We start from the raw sequence: 16,167 nt of genomic DNA on the forward strand, positions 1-16,167 counted from the left end.
GTGACGGCACCGTCGCCCGCTCGAATGGAGATTGGCTTTTTCCACCGACTCGCGCCGGCTGGGGCTCCTGGAAGCCGGAATGTCTGGCGCCCTTGCGGCGCTGCTCGCTTGAGGAATTCTCTTGATTTATGATGTCCTGATTGCCGGCGGCGGACCTGTCGGCTTGTTTCTCGCCTGTGAGCTGCGTCTCGCCGGTCTCTCCGTATTGGTGCTGGAGCAGGCCGAGGATCCGCGCTCGCCTCTGAAGCGCCTTCCCTTCGGCATGCGCGGCCTTTCGGCGCCGACCATCGAAGCCTTCTATCGTCGCGGCCTGCTGGGCGATATCGCTGCACCCAAAACTCCGAAGGACGGTTCGGGCGATCGCGCCGCATCGGCTGCGCACTGGATGCATCAGCCGGGCCGCCCCGGCGGCCATTTTGCCGGTATCCAGTTCTTCCATGACAATATCGATGCCTCGAAATGGCCCTATCGCCTGCCAAGCCCGGCCGGCACCAGCATGATGGTCGAGATGGAAAGCCTCGAAACGATCCTGGCCGCTCGCGCCGAGGCGATGGGCGTCGAGATCAGCCGCGGCTTCGGCGTCGAGAGCTTCGAGCAGTCGGATGAAGGTGTCTCCGTCTGCGCCGGAGGCGAGACCTTTCGTGGGCACTGGCTCGTCGGCTGCGACGGCGGCCGCAGCATCGTTCGTAAGGCTGGCGGCTTCGAATTTGTCGGCACCGATCCCGAATTTACCGGCTATTCTGCTGACGTCGAGATCGCAGACCCGGGCAAGCTTCAAACAGGCCGCCACTACACCGCGACGGGCATGTACACTTTTTCGCCGCCCGCGACGATCGCGATGGTCGACTTCGACGGCGGTGCTTTCCACCGGACCCAGCCGATCACGCTCGAGCATGTGCAGTCGGTGCTGCGCCGTATCTCCGTCACCGAAGTCACTCTAACGGCGCTCAAGCTTGCCACCACATGGACGGACCGCGCCTACCAGGCGACCAGTTATCGCAGAGGGCGCGTTCTGCTTGCCGGCGATGCCGCGCACATCCATTCCCCCTTGGGCGGCCAGGGCCTCAACCTTGGTCTGGGCGACGCGATGAACCTTGGATGGAAGCTTGCCGCCGTGATCCGTGGCGATGCGCCGGACAGCCTGCTCGATACCTATTCCAGCGAGCGGCATCCCGTCGGAGCGCAGGTGCTCGACTGGTCACGTGCGCAGGTGGCGCTCATCCGGCCGAGCCGGAGCTCGCGTGCCCTCGAAGCCATCATCCGCGATCTGATCGACACGCGTGATGGCGCAACCTATTTCGCCGAACGCGTCTGGGGCGTTTCTCTCCGCTATGATCTCGGTGGCAGCCATCCGCTCGTCGGCCGCAGCGCTCCTGATTTCGAATTGGCTGATGGGAAAAGGGTCGGCGATCTTCTGAGAGCAGGCGGAGGCCTGCTGCTCGATTTCGATGCCAGCGCATCGCTTGAAGCGCTTGCCGATCGTTGGAGTGACCGGATTGCCTATCTCGCCAGTGACGTCAGGGATCGGCTTGGCTTGGGTGCCTTGCTCGTGCGGCCCGATGGTGTCGTCACCTGGGTCTGCGAGACAGAGCCGGACGTTGAAGCCGCCGCCGATGCCGCATCTCGCTGGTTCGGGGAAGCGTAGCTCTTCGGCCGAACTCGGCCCGCTCTTTCATCATCTATTCTTGACAACGCCAACGATCCATAATTATACAAAGTATAATTATGGAGATGCGATGATGAGCGGCCATGTTTTCATAGCAACCAGCTTGGATGGGTTCATCGCTCGTGATGACGGCGACATCGAGTGGTTGCTCAGGTATGACGCTTCCGGCGAAGACCATGGCTACGATGATTTCATCGAAGACATCGACGCCATCATAATGGGCCGGGGCACCTTCGATGCAGTCCGCGACATGAAGCCATGGCTCTATACGCGCCCGGTGCTCGTTCTTTCGGCCACCCTGGCAGAACAGCCGGTTCCGTCCGAGCTTGCCGGCAAGGTCCGTTTCACGCGGAAGTCGCCGAAGCAGGCTATGGTCATGCTCGAAGCGGAAGGGTGTCGCCGCGTCTATGTCGACGGCGGGCGGATCATCCAGTCCTTCCTCCGGGAGGGCTTGATCAGCGATCTGGTCATCACGCGCGTTCCGATACTGCTCGGCAGCGGCCGCCCCCTGTTCGGCCCGCTCTCGCGCGACGTTCATCTCACGCATGTGAGCACCTGTCCATTTCCCTCCGGGTTGGTGCAAACGACCTACACAGTTGCGAAATGACCAAGCGAAGCCGAGGCCGGCCACGCGCCGATGAGAACGGCGTGTCGCCGGCAAAAATTCTTTCGGAGGCTTTGGCTCTCCTGAGCAGCGAGGGATTTGAAAATCTGACGATGCGGGCGGTCGCCACGCGTGCGAATGTCAACCCGATGACGATCTATCACCACTTCCAGGACCGGGACGGATTGATCAAGGCACTGGCGGAGAGCGTCTATGCCGACGTTGCCGCGCCTCCGGAGGGAGCGGTTCGGTCTCGAATAGAGGGCTTGCTAAAGGCGTATCGGGCAAAGGTGGTGCGCTATCCAGGTCTGACCCTTGCGATCTTCAACCGGCCAGCCGTATTTCCAGACCATGCAAGGCGGATCACCGACAACCTGACGGATCTGCTGGGAGAACTTGGCCTTTCGCCGTCGCAAGCTCTGCTATGGGTGCATATTCTTGTCGATTATACGCACGGTGCAGCGCTTGCCGTGGCGACGGACGCGAATGGCCCACAGCCGGCAGCAACGGACCCGGAGCATGCGAATTATGAACGCGCGATCTCTGAATTACTGGACTGTCTGGAGGTGTAGAATAAACAGTTGTAAATGGCGGACAAGGTGGGATTCGAACCCACGGTACGCTTTCACGCACACACGCGTTCCAGGCGTGCGCCTTAAACCACTCGGCCACCTGTCCATCTGCACTTTCGCATCCGATAAAGGAGCTATTGTGGGAACGGCGCGATATATACCGATGAATTTTCTAGGATCAACCCGAATCTGACAGTTTTTTGACTTCTGGACAAAAAACTCTGCGTCTCATCCCCATTGCGCTTATTTCGCGCTCCACTTATCTAAGGAAATGGATGAGGCGGCATAAGACCGGTCTGCCCGCAAAGGCGTGACGTAGTTGAGTATCGGGAGGAGTTTATGCGTTTCCTGTTGCGTTTTACCAGCCTTGTCGCGCTGGTGGTGGCTGTGATCGCGGGCACCATCGATTCCATTCAATCCGTGGCGGCTTCCGCCGTGGTCATGACCCCGATGGGCGATGCGTGGAACGATGTCAGCCCTTCATCGCTGGCAAGCCTTCGCTCGACCATCGCCTATTATGTTCATCCCCGCTTCTATGACTTGGCGATGCAATGGCTGCTGTTTCAGCCGGCCTTTGCGGTCTTTCTGGTGATCTCGCTGCTTCTGTGGGTGATCGCCTATAAGCGTCAGCCCGCAGCCGGACGCTTCAGCGCCTGAAAGGGGCTGCGTTTCGCTCTGTGCCATTTGGGGATTTTGGTGACGTCGGAGAATGTCTGGCGATGGGCTTGCAGCTATGCCGTGGTGAGCAAAAGGGGCGATTGCGGAGAGCTGACCGGCAGCTGTTCTGACCAATAAAATTGCAGTTTTGGCCCGAAATTGTTTAAAAAAAGGGTCGTTTGGATGGGTTTTCACCAATTCCCACAAATCTTTACCAACTGAAAAATTTCTCGTGAATTTTTCATGCAGCCATGCAAGGATGCGCGCCAGCTTGGCCTCGGGGAGGTCGGCGGTTCCGCAGACTTGCCCGGTCAACGGGCTTGCGGGAGGACCCAACAAGATAGAAACAATAGGGCTGCACCACATGAAAAAATCCCTTTTGACCCTTTTCGCCCTGGCTGCCATGTCGGCAACGGCGCTTGCGGCCGATATCAAGCCGGCAATCGTTTACGGAACCGGCGGCAAGTTCGACAAATCCTTCAACGAAGCTGCCTATAACGGCGCCGAAAAATTCAAGAAGGAAACCGGCATCGCTTACCGCGACTTCGAGCCGACGGGCGACACCCAGGGCGAACAGGCGCTGCGCAACTTCGCGAGCAAGGGCTTCAATCCGGTTATCGCTGTTTCTTTCGCATGGACCTCGGCACTTCAGAAGGTTGCTGCCGAATATCCGAAGACCGAATTCGTCCTGATCGACGACAGCCTTGATCTGCCGAACGTCCGCTCGGTCAAGTTCAAGGAAAACGAGGGCTCCTATCTCGCCGGCGTCATGGCTGCCATTGCATCGAAGTCCGGCAAGATCGGCTTCGTCGGCGGCATGGACATTCCGCTGATCCGCAAGTTCGAATGCGGCTACGAGCTCGGTGCGCGTGCCACCAATGCGAAGATCGAAGTTTTCCAGAACATGACCGGCACGACCGGCGCTGCCTGGAATGACCCGGTTCGCGGTGGCGAACTCACCAAGAACCAGATCGACCAGGGCGCAGACGTTGTCTACGCGGCTGCCGGCGCAACCGGCCTCGGCGTGCTCCAGACCGCCGCCGACAACAAGAAGCTGTCGATCGGCGTCGATTCGAACCAGAACTACCTGCATCCGGGTTCCGTTCTGACCTCCGTCGTCAAGCGCGTCGACCTCGCGGTTTACAATGCCTTCAGCGACGCCAAGAACGGCAAGTTCACGCCTGGTACGCAGGAACTCGGCCTGAAGGAAGACGGCGTCGCCGTCGCTATGGACGACAACAACAAGTCGCTCGTCACTCCGGAAATGCAGGCTGCAGTCGACAAGGCCCGGACCGATATCGTCGCTGGCACCATCAAGGTCCACGATTATCTGACCGACAACGCCTGCCCGAAGAACTGATATGAAATAAGGGCGTATGACGGGACAAAAACGTCATACGCCCTTTTCTTATCCGGAAACCGGTTTCTGGAGCCCCTATAGTGAGCCAAATCTCTGCCATCGAGCTCGTGGGCATCGACAAGAAGTTCGGTGCTGTCCACGCCAATAAAGATATCAACCTGACCGTCGCCAAGGGCTCGATCCACGGGATCATCGGCGAAAACGGTGCCGGGAAATCGACTCTCATGTCGATCATCTACGGATTCTATCAGGCCGACAGCGGCGAAATCCGCATCAACGGCAATCCCATCGCCATCCGCGACAGCCAGACGGCAATTGCATCTGGTATCGGGATGGTGCACCAGCATTTCATGCTGGTCGACAATTTTACCGTCCTTGAAAACGTCATGCTGGGCGCCGAAGGCGGCGCGCTTCTCGCCAAGGGGGTAGCGGCCGCACGTGCCGAACTCAACCGGCTGGAGAAGGATTATGGCCTGGAAGTCGATCCAGATGCATTGATCGAAGAGCTCCCCGTCGGCCAGCAGCAACGCGTCGAGATCCTGAAGGCGATGTATCGCGGCGCCGAGATCCTCATTCTCGACGAACCCACCGGCGTCTTGACGCCGGCAGAAGCGGACAATCTCTTCCGCATCCTTCGCGTCCTTCGCGATCAGGGCAAGACGATCATCCTCATCACCCATAAGCTGCGCGAGATCATGGCGATCACCGATACGGTGTCGGTCATGCGCCGCGGCGAGATGGTGGCCACGCGCAAGACGGCGGAAACCACCGTCGAGGAGCTGGCCGAACTGATGGTCGGCCGCCGCGTGCTGCTGCGCGTGGAGAAGGGTGAACCCAATCCGGGCGAGATTCTGCTCTCGGTGCGCAATCTCACCGTCAAGGACGGTCGCGGCGTCACCATGGTTGACAACGTCTCCTTCGACGTTCGCGCGGGCGAGATCGTCGGTATTGCCGGCGTTGCCGGAAACGGCCAATCGGAATTGCTGGAGGCCATCGCCGGTATCCGCAAGCCGGCCTCGGGCGAGATCCTTCTGCATGGCAAGCCGATCGGCAATGCCGATCCCGCGGCACTTCGCGACCTTGGCCTTGCCCATATTCCGGAAGATCGCCATCACATGGGCCTCGTCCTAAAGTTCGAGGAGTATGAGAATTCCATGCTCGGCTATCACCGCGACCGCAAATACGGGCGCGGCGGCATGCTCGATCTCGATGCCATGCGCAAGGATGCCATCGAAAAGATCGAGAAATACGATATCCGCCCGCCGAACGCGCGGCTGAAAACAGCCAATTTTTCCGGCGGCAACCAGCAGAAGATCGTCGTAGCCCGTGAGATCGAGCGCGATCCGAAGGCTCTGCTGATCGGCCAGCCGACGCGCGGCGTCGACATCGGCGCAATCGAGTTCATCCATCGCCGCATCATCGAGATGCGCGACGCCGGCAAGGCCATCCTGCTGGTTTCGGTGGAGCTGGATGAGATCCGTGCGCTTTCGGACCGTATCCTCGTCATGTTCGCCGGCCATATCGTCGGTGAAAAGTCGGCTGAGGCCGGTGAACAAACACTCGGCCTGATGATGGCCGGCATTGCCGCGTGAGGCGTATATGAGCACGGCGTCCGTTCCGCTCCCCAATTGGATCACCTACGGTCTGATCCCCCTTCTCAATCTCATTGTTGCCTTCCTGATCTCCGGCCTCGTCGTCTGGTTCATCGGCGAGAGCCCGCTCGATGCGCTTGTCCTGCTGCTGCAGGGCGCGCTTGGCAGCGGCGAAGGCATCGGCTTCACGCTGTATTATGCGACGAGCTTTATCTTCACCGGCCTGTCGGTCGCCGTCGCCATCCATGCCGGCCTTTTCAATATCGGTTCGGAAGGCCAGGCCTATGTCGGCGGTCTTGGCTGCGCCCTGGTGGCGCTGACCCTCGACCATTATGTGCCCTGGTATGTGACGATGCCCTTTGCCGTCATCGGCGCGGCGATCTTCGGGGCGCTCTGGGCCTTCATTCCTGCCTGGCTGCAAGCCAAGCGGGGCAGCCACGTCGTCATCACGACGATCATGTTCAATTTCATCGCATCGGCGATGATGAACTTCCTGCTCGTGCATATACTGATCGTTCCGGGCAAGATGGCCCCTGAAACCCGCACCTTTCTGGAGGGCGGTCAGCTGCCGAAGCTCGGCTGGTTGATGGATATGTTCGGCTCGACCATCGGTGCGGCACCGCTCAACGTCTCATTCCTGATCGCGCTGGTCATGTGCTTCCTGGTATGGGTGCTCGTCTGGCGCACCAAGCTCGGCTATGAAATGCGCACGCTGGGTCTCAGCCCGACCGCTGCGGTCTATGCCGGCATTCCCTATGCCCGAACGGTCGTTATCGCCATGCTGCTTTCCGGCGGCCTTGCCGGCATGATGGCGCTTAATCCCGTCATGGGCGCTTCAGCGCGCCTGCAGGTCGAGTTCGTGCTCGGTGCGGGCTTCGTCGGCATCGCCGTGTCGCTGATGGGCCGCAATCATCCGCTTGGCATCATCGTGGCGGCGATCCTGTTCGGCATTCTCTATCAGGGCGGCGATGCGCTCTCCTTCGACATGCCGAACATCACGCGCGACATGATCGTGGTGATCCAGGGTCTCGTCATCCTGTTTGCCGGTGCCCTCGAATATATGTTCCGACCTGCGCTCGTGCGCATCTACCAGACATTCGCCAGGACGTGAGGATCGGACGATGGACTATTATGATCTTCTCATCAGCATACTTGGTTCGACGATCCGCCTGTCGATTCCGTTGATCTTCACGGCGCTGGCGGGCCTGTTTTCCGAGCGCGCCGGCATCTTCGATATCGGCCTTGAAGGCAAGATGCTGGCCTCGGCTTTTGCTGCCGCCTGCGTCGCCTCGATCAGCGGCTCACCCTGGGCCGGCCTTGGCGCGGGCATTCTTGTCTCGGTCGTCGTCGGCCTGTTGCACGGTTTCGCATCGATCACCAATCGCGGCAATCAGATCGTTTCAGGCGTCGCGATCAACTTCCTGATGGCTGGCCTGACCATCGTTCTCGGTCAAGCCTGGTTCGGTCAGGGTGGCCGTACGCCCACTTTGCCTGCCTCTGCACGTTTTTCCGGCATCACCCTGCCCGGCGCTGATGCCCTTCGCGACGTTCCGTTCATCGGGCCGCTCTATGCGAATGTCATCTCCGGCAACAATATCCTGACTTATCTGGCCTTCCTGACGGTGCCGATTTCCTGGTGGATTCTTTATCGCACCCGTTTCGGTCTGCGGCTGCGTGCCGTCGGCGAAAATCCCGGCGCCGTCGATACCGCCGGCATCTCGGTCGAATGGCTGCGCTATCGCTCGCTGATAGCAGCCGGCATTCTCTGCGGCTTTTCCGGCACCTACCTCGCCATCGCCCAGTCGGCTGCCTTCATCAACAACATGTCGGCGGGCAAGGGCTATATCGCGCTTGCCGCACTGATCTTCGCAAAATGGAAGCCGGTGCCGGTCATGTTCACCTGCCTTCTGTTCGGCTTCCTTGACGCCTTCGCCAATTTCATGCAGGGCAAGGCGGTTCCGGGCATCGGCGAGGTGCCGGTACAGATTTTCCAGGCGCTGCCCTATATCCTCACCTGCATCCTGCTTGCAGGCTTTATCGGCGTCGCCAAGCCCCCGAAGGCCGGTGGCGTGCCCTATACCAAGGAGCGCTAGTCTATGTCGCATGATCTGTTCGAGGCTGCGCGCAGCGCGATGGCGTTCGCGCATGCTCCCTATTCGAAGTTTCCCGTTGGCGCGGCGATCCGTGCGGAGGACGGCAAGATCTATACCGGCGCCAATATCGAGAACCTCTCCTTCCCGCAGGGCTGGTGCGCCGAACCGACGGCAATCGGCCAGATGATCATGGGCGGTGCCAAGAAGATCGTCGAGATTGCCGTCATCGCCGAGAAGCTGCCGCTCTGCCCGCCTTGCGGCGGCTGCCGGCAGAAGATCGCCGAATTTGCCAGCAAGGAGACGCGCATCTATCTTTGCGACGAAACTGGCGTGAAGAAGACCATGACCATGGACGAAATGTTGCCCTTCAGCTTCGAAACGGAGGTGCTCGGATGAGCGCGGCCGTCGATATCCTCACCGAGAAGCTCGGCGAGCTGAAGCCGCGCTATGGCATCATCCTGGGCTCCGGCCTCGGCGCTCTCGTGGATGAGGTCAAGGACGCGCTGCGCATTCCCTATGCCGATCTGCCCGGCTTCCCGGTCAGCGCCGTCTCCGGCCATGCCGGCGCGCTGGTCGCAGGCAAGCTCGGCGAAGTCCCCGTCATCATGCTTTCCGGCCGGGTGCATTATTACGAAAAGGGCGACGCCAATGCCATGCGTGCGCCAATCGAAGCCCTAAAGGCGCTTGGCGTCGATACGCTTATCCTGACGAATTCGGCCGGATCGCTGCGCGAAGAAATGCCGCCGGGCTCGGTGATGCAGATCACCGATCACATCAACTATTCCGGCATGAACCCGCTGATCGGCGAAGAAAGCGACAGGCGCTTCGTCGGCATGACCAGCGCCTACGACCTCGACCTCATCATGCGCATGCGCAAGGCGGCGGAAAAGGCCGAGATCAAGCTGTCACATGGCGTCTATATGTGGTTTTCCGGCCCGAGCTTCGAAACGCCGGCCGAGATCCGCATGGCGCGCATCCTCGGTGCCGATGCCGTCGGCATGTCGACGGTGCCGGAAGTCATCCTGGCGCGTCTTTTCGGTTTGAGGGTTGCCGCTGCCTCCGTCATCACTAACTATGGTGCTGGCATGACCGGCGGCGAGCTCTCGCATGAGGAGACGAAGGACATGGCTCCGGTCGGCGGCGCGCGGCTTGCCGCTATCCTGAAAGAAATGATCGCGGACGAAGGAGATCCACAATGACCGGCCATTCGCTGAGAGAAACGGCAGCCGTCGCGCTTTCCCTTCTCGATCTCACCAATCTCAAGGATGACTGCACCCCGGCTCAGATCGAGGCGCTGTGCGCCCGTGCGCAATCGCCCTATGGCAATACGGCCGCCATCTGCATCTGGCCGCGTTTCGTCGCACAGGCGCGCGGCATTCTCGGTGTCGATCATGCCATAAAGATTGCGACCGTGGTGAATTTCCCGGCCGGCGATATGGAGGTGGCCGATGTTGCTGCCGAAGCGCGCGAAGCCATTGCCGATGGCGCCGACGAGATCGATCTGGTCATTCCCTATCGCGCCTTTCTGGCGGGCAATGAGCAGGCCGTCACCGATATGGTTGCCGCGGTAAAGGCCGAATGCAAAGGCCCCGTCCTTCTGAAGACGATCCTCGAAACAGGCGAGCTTAAGGATGTTGCACTGATCCAGCGCGCATCGGAACTCGCGATCGATGCCGGATCCGACTTCATCAAGACATCCACCGGCAAGGTCGCCGTCAACGCGACGCTCGAAGCCGCTGACATCATGCTGCGCGCCATCCGTGCTAGCGGTCGCAACGTCGGCTTCAAGCCGGCGGGCGGCATCGGCTCTGTCTCCGACGCGGCTCTGTATCTCAGCCTTGCCGAGACCATCATGACACCTGATTGGGCTATGCCTTCGACCTTCCGTTTCGGTGCATCGAGCCTGCTCGACGATATCCTGAACGTGCTGGCCGGTGGTGAGTCCAAGACGGCGTCTTCAGGCTATTGATCCATGATCCCGCAGGAGATCATCCGGCAGAAGCGTAACGGCGCCACCCTCTCGGCCGCCGATATCGATGCGTTTATCGGCGCATTAGGCCGTGGCGAACTGGCCGAAAGCCAGATCGGCGCCTTTGCCATGGCCGTCTGGTTTCGCGGTATGACGCGGGAGGAAACGGTGGCGCTGACGCTCGCCATGGCCCGCTCCGGCGATACCCTCTCCTGGCAAGGCATCGACGGGCCGATTGCCGACAAGCATTCGACTGGCGGCGTTGGTGATAACGTTTCGCTGATGCTCGCCCCAATTGCCGCCGCCTGCGGCCTCGCCGTGCCGATGATTTCGGGTCGCGGTCTCGGCCACACCGGCGGCACGCTGGATAAGCTGGAATCCATTCCCGGTTACGGGATCAAGCCGGATGCCGCCCGTTTCCGCAAGGTGGTCGATGAGGTTGGCTGCGCCATCATCGGCCAGACCGGCGCGCTGGCGCCCGCCGATGGCAAGCTCTATGCGGTGCGCGATGTCACCGCGACCGTCGATTCCGTACCGTTGATCACCGCCTCCATCCTGTCGAAGAAACTGGCGGCGGGGCTGGAAACGCTGGTGCTCGACGTCAAGATCGGCAACGGCGCCTTCATGACCTCGCAGGAAGAAGCCGAGACGTTGGCGCGCTCGCTGGTGGAGGTGGCCAATGGCGGCGGGGTCAAGACTTCGGCCCTGATTACCGACATGAACCAGCCCCTAGCCGATGCGGCGGGCAATGTGGTCGAGCTTCGCAACTGCCTGGATTTCCTGAAGGGCAACAAGGCAGGCACGCGGCTCGAGACCGTCGTGTTGGCCTTCGCAGCTGAAATGCTCATTCAAGCCAGCATTGCCGCAAGTGCTGCCGATGGGGAGAGAAGGGCGCGCGAGGCTCTGGCATCCGGCAAGGCGGCAGAGATCTTCGGCCGTATGGTGCACGCCCTTGGCGGCCCCGCAGATCTACTGGAACACCCGGATCGCTATCTGGCGAGTGCGCCGGTGCAGAAGCCCGTTCTCGCCGCGGCCGATGGCTGGCTTGGCGCCTGTGATGCGCGGGAGATAGGCATGAGCGTCATCGATCTCGGCGGCGGCCGTCGCCGCCCGCAGGACAAGATCGATCATCGCGTCGGCTTCACAGACATTCTGCCACTCGGAACGAAGGTGAGCAGGGGCGATCGTATCGCCACCGTGCACGCCGCCGACGAGGCAAGCGCGCAAAAGGCCGCGGTCGCTTTGTCGGCTAACTATCGCATCATGGATACGGCGCCCGCTTTGTCGCCTGTCATTCTCAGACGGATTTGATCTGAAGGCGCCAGTCGGCCACTTCACAGTCTCGGGAAGGCTTTCTATCCTATTGCTTCAGAAGCAATGTGCCGTTCTGAACACCATAGGAGTTCAGCTTCGTCATGAAGCTCATGCCGATCAGCGTTGTGCTCAATGCGTTATCCTTTGCCACCACGGCCTCGATATCGCGGACCCGGATCGTGCCGATTTCCAGGCGGTCGAGTTTGATGTGGGCGACCTTTGACGTGCCATTCGCGGTCTTGACCGTGTAGCGATAGTCGAGATCGACGCCGCTGAAGCCGAGGCTGCGCGCGGTGCTTTCGTTCATTGCCACATAGGTCGCGCCGGTATCGATCATCCCGTGCACAGAGCGGCCATTGATGGTGAAATCGCCTTCATAGTGGCCGCCCGCATTGGCGCGCAGCTGAACGCTGCCATAGGAAACGGGAGCTTCCGCCTTCGGTGCGGCAAGCGAAACCGCTTCGACCGGCGCCGGTTTCGCGGCATGTTCGCTATAGGTACTCACCAGCATCGGCACCTGGGTCGCCGCAACGGCGATGACACCGGCAAAGGCAAGAACGCGAACGAGCATCGGCAAGGCCCCTCCTGCGGGCCATGCCATTTATAAGCCGAGAGTGCTGAAAGGATGCTAAAGCAATCAATAAAAAGCCCGGCAGTCGAATAACTGCCGGGCTTCCTGAAAAGTATTAGAGCGGATTTACTTGGTGCCGTACATGCGGTCGCCGGCATCGCCGAGGCCGGGGACGATATAGCCCTTTTCGTTCAGGTGGCTGTCGATGGCGGCCGTGAACACCGGAACGTCCGGATGCGCCTTGCGGAAATTGGCGATGCCTTCGGGAGCCGCCAGCAGGCAGAGGAAGCGGATATTGTGCGCACCGCGCTCCTTCAGCTTTTCGATGGCGGCAATCGAGGAATTGCCGGTCGCGAGCATTGGATCGACGACGATGATCAGGCGCTCGGAAATATCCTCGGGCGCCTTGAAGTAATATTCGACCGGTTGCAGCGTTTCATGATCGCGGTAGACGCCGATATGCGAGACGCGGGCCGAAGGCACGAGATCGAGCATGCCTTCAAGCAGGCCGTTGCCGGCGCGCAGGATCGAGGCGAAGACCAGCTTCTTGCCCTCGAGGATCGGCGCATCCATCGGCTGCAGCGGCGTCTCGATGGTCTCGATGGTCAGCTCCAGATCGCGGGTCACTTCGTAACAGAGCAGCGTCGAAATCTCTCGCAGCAGCCGGCGGAAGCTTCCCGTCGACGTGTCTTTCTTGCGCATGATTGTGAGCTTGTGTTGCACAAGCGGGTGATCGATGACAGTGACGCCGTCCATGGTTTCAGCCTTCCAGTAATTCCGCGATATAAGATGGTTCTTCCACGGAAATTGCCTCTGGTGCAAGAAAATAGGCCGCTTTGTGAGATTTCATCCCCAATCTGCGGCCAAAACCCTCATTTTACAGCTTTGCGAGCAGCGACGCCCGTGTCGCCTCGTCCACAAACGCCGCTTCGATCGCCGTGCGCGTCATCGCATCGATCTCGTCGTCGCTGAAGCCGAAGGCTGACGACGCAAGCTCGTATTCTCGCTCGAGCGAGGTGTGGAAGAACGGCGGATCGTCGGAGTTGATCGTGACCTTCACGCCGGCGTCGCGCAGCTTGCGCAGTGGATGCGACTGGAAATCCGGAAAAACATTGAGTGCGACGTTGGAGCCGGGGCACACCTCCAGCACGGTGCCGAGATCGGCAAGACGCCTGACGAGATCCATGTCCTCAATGGCGCGCACGCCATGGCCGATACGCTGCGGGCGCACCAGATCCACCGCGTCGGCGACGCTAAATGCACCGCACACTTCGCCGGCATGGATGGTGATGCCGAGACCGGCCTCGCGGGCGATGTCGAAGGCGCGGGCATAATCGGCGACGCGGCCCATGCGCTCTTCGCCGGCCATGTTGAAGCCGGTGATCAGCGGATTGTCGCTCTTGGCGGCATATTCCGCCGCCTTCACCACGCGCTCCGGGCCGAAATGACGTTCGCCGGTTACGATCAGCCGTGCCTCGATGCCGGTCTTGGCCTTGGCTGCACGGATGCCAGCCGAAACGCCTGCCATATAGGCGTCGGCGCCGAGGCCGATGCGATCGCCATGGTCGGGCGAGACGATGAGTTCGCTATAGATCGTGCCGATGTCGGCAAGCTCTTCCAGATAGGTTTCCGTCAGAAGCGCATAGTCTTCCTCGGTGCGGTAGACCTCGGAAACCTTGTCGTAGCAGACGAGGAATTCGGCAAAATCCTTCCAAAGGTAAATACCGTCCTTGAGGAAGGCGCTGGTATCGACTCCGTATTTCTCCGCTTGTGCGAGGGTCAACGCCGGTGGAGCCGCTCCCTCCAGATGGCAGTGCAGCTCCACCTTCTTCAAATGCGATGTCAAAGGAAGCTCCTCCCGTGCGGTCCTGCCGCAATTCCCAAATGTTTCGCAACCGTCTCGCCGATATCCGCATAGGTCTGACGGACGCCGATGGATCGGGAACGAATGCCCGGCCCGTAAGCCATGACGGGCACGCGCTCGCGTGTATGATCGGTGCCGCGCCAAGTCGGGTCGCAGCCATGATCGGCGGTCAGAATGACGAGATCGCCGGCCTTCAGCTTCTTATGCACCTCAGGCAGGCGCGCGTCGAAGTCTTCGAGCGCTGCGGCATAGCCTGGCACGTCGCGGCGATGGCCATAGACCATGTCGAAATCGACGAAATTGGTGAAGACCAGATCGCCATCCTCGGCTTCGTCCATGGCCTTCAGCGTCGCGTCCATCAGCGCCATGTTGCCATTGGCCTTGACGACCCTGGAGACGCCCTGATGGGCAAAGATATCGCCGATCTTGCCGACGGCGTGCACCGTGCGTTCAGCCTTGACCAGACGGTCGAGCAGCGTCGGTTCGGGCGGCAGAACGGAAAAGTCGCGGCGATTGCCGGTTCGCTCGAATGTCGCCACCGTCTCGCCGATGAAGGGGCGGGCGATGACGCGGCCGATATTGTAGGGATCGAGCAGCGTGCGTACGATCTTGCAGAGGCCGATCAGCCGGTCTAGGCCGAAATGCTGCTCATGCGCTGCAATCTGGAAGACGGAGTCGGACGAGGTATAGCAGATCGGCTTGCCGCTGCGGATGTGCTCTTCGCCGAGCTTTGCAATGATATCCGTGCCGGAGGCATGGCAATTGCCGAGAATCCCCGGCAGATCGGCGGCTTCGCAGATGGCCTTCACCAGCTCCGGCGGAAAGGCATCGCCCTCGGCCGGAAAGTACCCCCAGTCGAACATGACGGGCGTTCCGGCGATCTCCCAATGGCCCGATGGCGTATCCTTGCCGCGGGAGACTTCATTGGCGCAGCCATAGAGACCATACAGTTTTTCCGGTAGCGGCATGCCCGCGGGATAGTTGCCCGTTGCCGCCTTGGCGATCTCCAACAGGCCGAGGCCCGATAGGATCGGCAATGTCAACGGGCCTTGGCGCAGGCCTGTCCGATCGGCTGCGCCCGCAGCGCAGAATTCCGCGATATGGCCAAGCGTGTCGGCGCCTTCATCCCCGTAGCTTGCCGCATCGGGGCCGCCACCCACGCCGAAAGAATCCAGAACGAAGAGAAAGGCGCGCGCCATAGATCACCCGATAACAATACCGTCACCCCGGGGAGGTCTTCCGGGTCATTGGACGTCACCCATATAACGGAGGCATCGACTTGGCAATTTTCCGTTTAGAAGCCCCGCCAGGCGCCTCTCTGCGGCGGCGTTCTCAGCAATCGCTGCAGCTGATCGAAGTTCCGACACGCTGGCGATAGTAATATTGCCGGCTGATGGTGATCTGGTTTGTACCGCTTGGCAGGAAATTGGCACCAAAGCTGAGGAGCTGATAGGGGAGGGCAAGTTCGCTGCGGACGAGGAATGTGCTTGCCTGGTTCATGTTGGCCGGCAAAGTGACCGTCGAGCCAACCGTATATGGCCTGGTTCCGTCCTGCGCCCAGGACCATGCGACTGTCGCCTTGCCTGAGGCGTCGATGGTGATGCCGGTGATCTTCAGCGTCAGGCCGGTGGTGCCATAGGGTGCGAAGATGGCGCCGGCGACCGAGGGCATTGTCGCAAGCACGGACTTTGTGATCGACGATTGCTGCGAGACGATGTCCGCGATCGAACCGGCCGAGCGGCTGGCTCGTTTCGAGGCGCTGAGGCCGACGGTAAGCTCGAAGGCACCGAGATAGAGCATCAGCAATACGGGAAAAAGAATGGCGAATTCGATCGCGCCCACGCCGCGCTCGTCGCGGGCGAATCGCCGCAACATGCCCGAGGGCGCATTTTCTTTCGCGGTCAT

At 60.6% G+C, this 16,167-nt stretch carries 17 protein-coding genes and 1 tRNA gene; 12 read left to right on the plus strand and 6 right to left on the minus strand.

Annotated elements, in window-relative coordinates:
• The first annotated feature begins 115 nt into the window (after positions 1 to 115).
• The 3 genes from FHT85_RS15375 (at position 116) to FHT85_RS15385 (ending at position 2,842) form a co-directional block, all read left to right on the plus strand.
• Positions 116 to 1,645, plus strand: a complete 1,530-nt coding sequence (locus FHT85_RS15375; RefSeq protein ID WP_312861349.1) for an FAD-dependent monooxygenase — start codon at positions 116 to 118, stop codon at positions 1,643 to 1,645.
• A gap of 91 nt (positions 1,646 to 1,736) precedes the next feature.
• Complete coding sequence (locus FHT85_RS15380; RefSeq protein WP_112412778.1) at positions 1,737 to 2,273, plus strand: dihydrofolate reductase family protein; 537 nt, start codon at positions 1,737 to 1,739, stop codon at positions 2,271 to 2,273.
• A 41-nt stretch (positions 2,274 to 2,314) separates the two neighbouring features.
• The gene (locus FHT85_RS15385) at positions 2,315 to 2,842 is read left to right on the plus strand and encodes a helix-turn-helix domain-containing protein (RefSeq protein ID WP_312861347.1); all 528 of its coding nucleotides are present in this window, start codon (positions 2,315 to 2,317) and stop codon (positions 2,840 to 2,842) included.
• A 16-nt stretch (positions 2,843 to 2,858) separates the two neighbouring features.
• Here the strand turns inward: FHT85_RS15385 and FHT85_RS15390 are convergent.
• Positions 2,859 to 2,948, minus strand: a tRNA-Ser gene (locus FHT85_RS15390).
• Between the two features lie 233 nt (positions 2,949 to 3,181).
• On the opposite strand from FHT85_RS15390, the gene FHT85_RS15395 reads away from it, so the two are divergent.
• From FHT85_RS15395 to deoA, 9 genes are all read left to right on the plus strand, one after another.
• Positions 3,182 to 3,499 (plus strand): hypothetical protein, encoded by a 318-nt coding sequence (locus FHT85_RS15395; protein WP_112412776.1) that lies wholly within the window; start codon positions 3,182 to 3,184, stop codon positions 3,497 to 3,499.
• A 364-nt stretch (positions 3,500 to 3,863) separates the two neighbouring features.
• Positions 3,864 to 4,859 carry a BMP family protein gene (locus FHT85_RS15400; RefSeq protein WP_041677159.1) on the plus strand — a complete coding sequence of 332 codons (996 nt, stop codon included), beginning with the start codon at positions 3,864 to 3,866 and terminating at the stop codon, positions 4,857 to 4,859.
• Positions 4,860 to 4,939: 80 nt separating this feature from the next.
• Complete coding sequence (locus FHT85_RS15405) at positions 4,940 to 6,451, plus strand: ABC transporter ATP-binding protein (protein WP_112399443.1); 1,512 nt, start codon at positions 4,940 to 4,942, stop codon at positions 6,449 to 6,451.
• Positions 6,452 to 6,458: 7 nt separating this feature from the next.
• Entirely contained in the window at positions 6,459 to 7,562 is a 1,104-nt protein-coding gene (locus FHT85_RS15410; RefSeq protein WP_112338447.1) for an ABC transporter permease, read from the plus strand.
• 10 nt (positions 7,563 to 7,572) lie between these two features.
• A complete protein-coding gene (locus tag FHT85_RS15415) occupies positions 7,573 to 8,544 on the plus strand; it encodes an ABC transporter permease (protein ID WP_112412775.1) in 972 nt (323 codons plus the stop codon).
• 3 nt (positions 8,545 to 8,547) lie between these two features.
• Positions 8,548 to 8,940, plus strand: coding sequence for a cytidine deaminase (locus FHT85_RS15420; RefSeq protein ID WP_112412774.1), 393 nt, complete (start codon positions 8,548 to 8,550; stop codon positions 8,938 to 8,940).
• A complete protein-coding gene (locus FHT85_RS15425) occupies positions 8,937 to 9,743 on the plus strand; it encodes a purine-nucleoside phosphorylase (protein WP_112412773.1) in 807 nt (268 codons plus the stop codon). The genes FHT85_RS15420 and FHT85_RS15425 overlap by 4 nt, the downstream gene beginning before the upstream one ends.
• Positions 9,740 to 10,513 (plus strand): deoxyribose-phosphate aldolase, encoded by a 774-nt coding sequence (gene deoC, locus FHT85_RS15430; RefSeq protein WP_112338444.1) that lies wholly within the window; start codon positions 9,740 to 9,742, stop codon positions 10,511 to 10,513. The genes FHT85_RS15425 and deoC overlap by 4 nt, the downstream gene beginning before the upstream one ends.
• A 3-nt stretch (positions 10,514 to 10,516) precedes the next feature.
• Entirely contained in the window at positions 10,517 to 11,824 is a 1,308-nt protein-coding gene (gene deoA, locus FHT85_RS15435) for a thymidine phosphorylase (protein ID WP_112412772.1), read from the plus strand.
• Between the two features lie 49 nt (positions 11,825 to 11,873).
• Here deoA and FHT85_RS15440 read toward each other — a convergent pair whose 3' ends face one another.
• The 5 genes from FHT85_RS15440 to FHT85_RS15460 all read right to left on the minus strand — a co-directional run bounded on the left by FHT85_RS15440 (position 11,874) and on the right by FHT85_RS15460 (position 16,167).
• The gene (locus tag FHT85_RS15440; RefSeq protein WP_112412771.1) at positions 11,874 to 12,398 is read right to left on the minus strand and encodes a TIGR02281 family clan AA aspartic protease; all 525 of its coding nucleotides are present in this window, start codon (positions 12,396 to 12,398) and stop codon (positions 11,874 to 11,876) included.
• A 126-nt stretch (positions 12,399 to 12,524) separates the two neighbouring features.
• A complete protein-coding gene (gene upp / locus FHT85_RS15445; protein WP_015338410.1) occupies positions 12,525 to 13,154 on the minus strand; it encodes a uracil phosphoribosyltransferase in 630 nt (209 codons plus the stop codon).
• A 121-nt stretch (positions 13,155 to 13,275) separates the two neighbouring features.
• Positions 13,276 to 14,244, minus strand: coding sequence for an adenosine deaminase (locus FHT85_RS15450; RefSeq protein ID WP_112412770.1), 969 nt, complete (start codon positions 14,242 to 14,244; stop codon positions 13,276 to 13,278).
• Positions 14,241 to 15,461, minus strand: a complete 1,221-nt coding sequence (locus FHT85_RS15455) for a phosphopentomutase (protein ID WP_112412769.1) — start codon at positions 15,459 to 15,461, stop codon at positions 14,241 to 14,243. Before FHT85_RS15455 ends, FHT85_RS15450 begins: the two co-directional genes overlap by 4 nt.
• Before the next feature lie 133 nt (positions 15,462 to 15,594).
• On the minus strand, positions 15,595 to 16,167 hold the full coding sequence (locus FHT85_RS15460) for a TadE/TadG family type IV pilus assembly protein (RefSeq protein ID WP_112338550.1): 573 nt from the start codon (positions 16,165 to 16,167) through the stop codon (positions 15,595 to 15,597).

Source organism: Rhizobium sp. BK312 (genome assembly GCF_014193605.1).
Taxonomy (GTDB): domain Bacteria; phylum Pseudomonadota; class Alphaproteobacteria; order Rhizobiales; family Rhizobiaceae; genus Rhizobium.

Bases quoted from the DNA above. Each gene is read 5' to 3' on its own strand.
- FHT85_RS15395 (WP_112412776.1), top strand. From the start codon at position 3,182: ATGCGTTTCCTGTTGCGTTTTACCAGCCTTGTCGCGCTGGTGGTGGCT.
- FHT85_RS15380 (WP_112412778.1), top strand. From the start codon at position 1,737: ATGATGAGCGGCCATGTTTTCATAGCAACCAGCTTGGATGGGTTCATC.
- FHT85_RS15420 (WP_112412774.1), top strand. From the start codon at position 8,548: ATGTCGCATGATCTGTTCGAGGCTGCGCGCAGCGCGATGGCGTTCGCG.
- FHT85_RS15410 (WP_112338447.1), top strand. From the start codon at position 6,459: ATGAGCACGGCGTCCGTTCCGCTCCCCAATTGGATCACCTACGGTCTG.
- FHT85_RS15415 (WP_112412775.1), top strand. From the start codon at position 7,573: ATGGACTATTATGATCTTCTCATCAGCATACTTGGTTCGACGATCCGC.
- FHT85_RS15460 (WP_112338550.1), bottom strand. From the start codon at position 16,167: ATGACCGCGAAAGAAAATGCGCCCTCGGGCATGTTGCGGCGATTCGCC.
- deoC (WP_112338444.1), top strand. From the start codon at position 9,740: ATGACCGGCCATTCGCTGAGAGAAACGGCAGCCGTCGCGCTTTCCCTT.
- FHT85_RS15425 (WP_112412773.1), top strand. From the start codon at position 8,937: ATGAGCGCGGCCGTCGATATCCTCACCGAGAAGCTCGGCGAGCTGAAG.
- FHT85_RS15455 (WP_112412769.1), bottom strand. From the start codon at position 15,461: ATGGCGCGCGCCTTTCTCTTCGTTCTGGATTCTTTCGGCGTGGGTGGC.
- FHT85_RS15400 (WP_041677159.1), top strand. From the start codon at position 3,864: ATGAAAAAATCCCTTTTGACCCTTTTCGCCCTGGCTGCCATGTCGGCA.
- FHT85_RS15440 (WP_112412771.1), bottom strand. From the start codon at position 12,398: ATGCTCGTTCGCGTTCTTGCCTTTGCCGGTGTCATCGCCGTTGCGGCG.
- upp (WP_015338410.1), bottom strand. From the start codon at position 13,154: ATGGACGGCGTCACTGTCATCGATCACCCGCTTGTGCAACACAAGCTC.
- deoA (WP_112412772.1), top strand. From the start codon at position 10,517: ATGATCCCGCAGGAGATCATCCGGCAGAAGCGTAACGGCGCCACCCTC.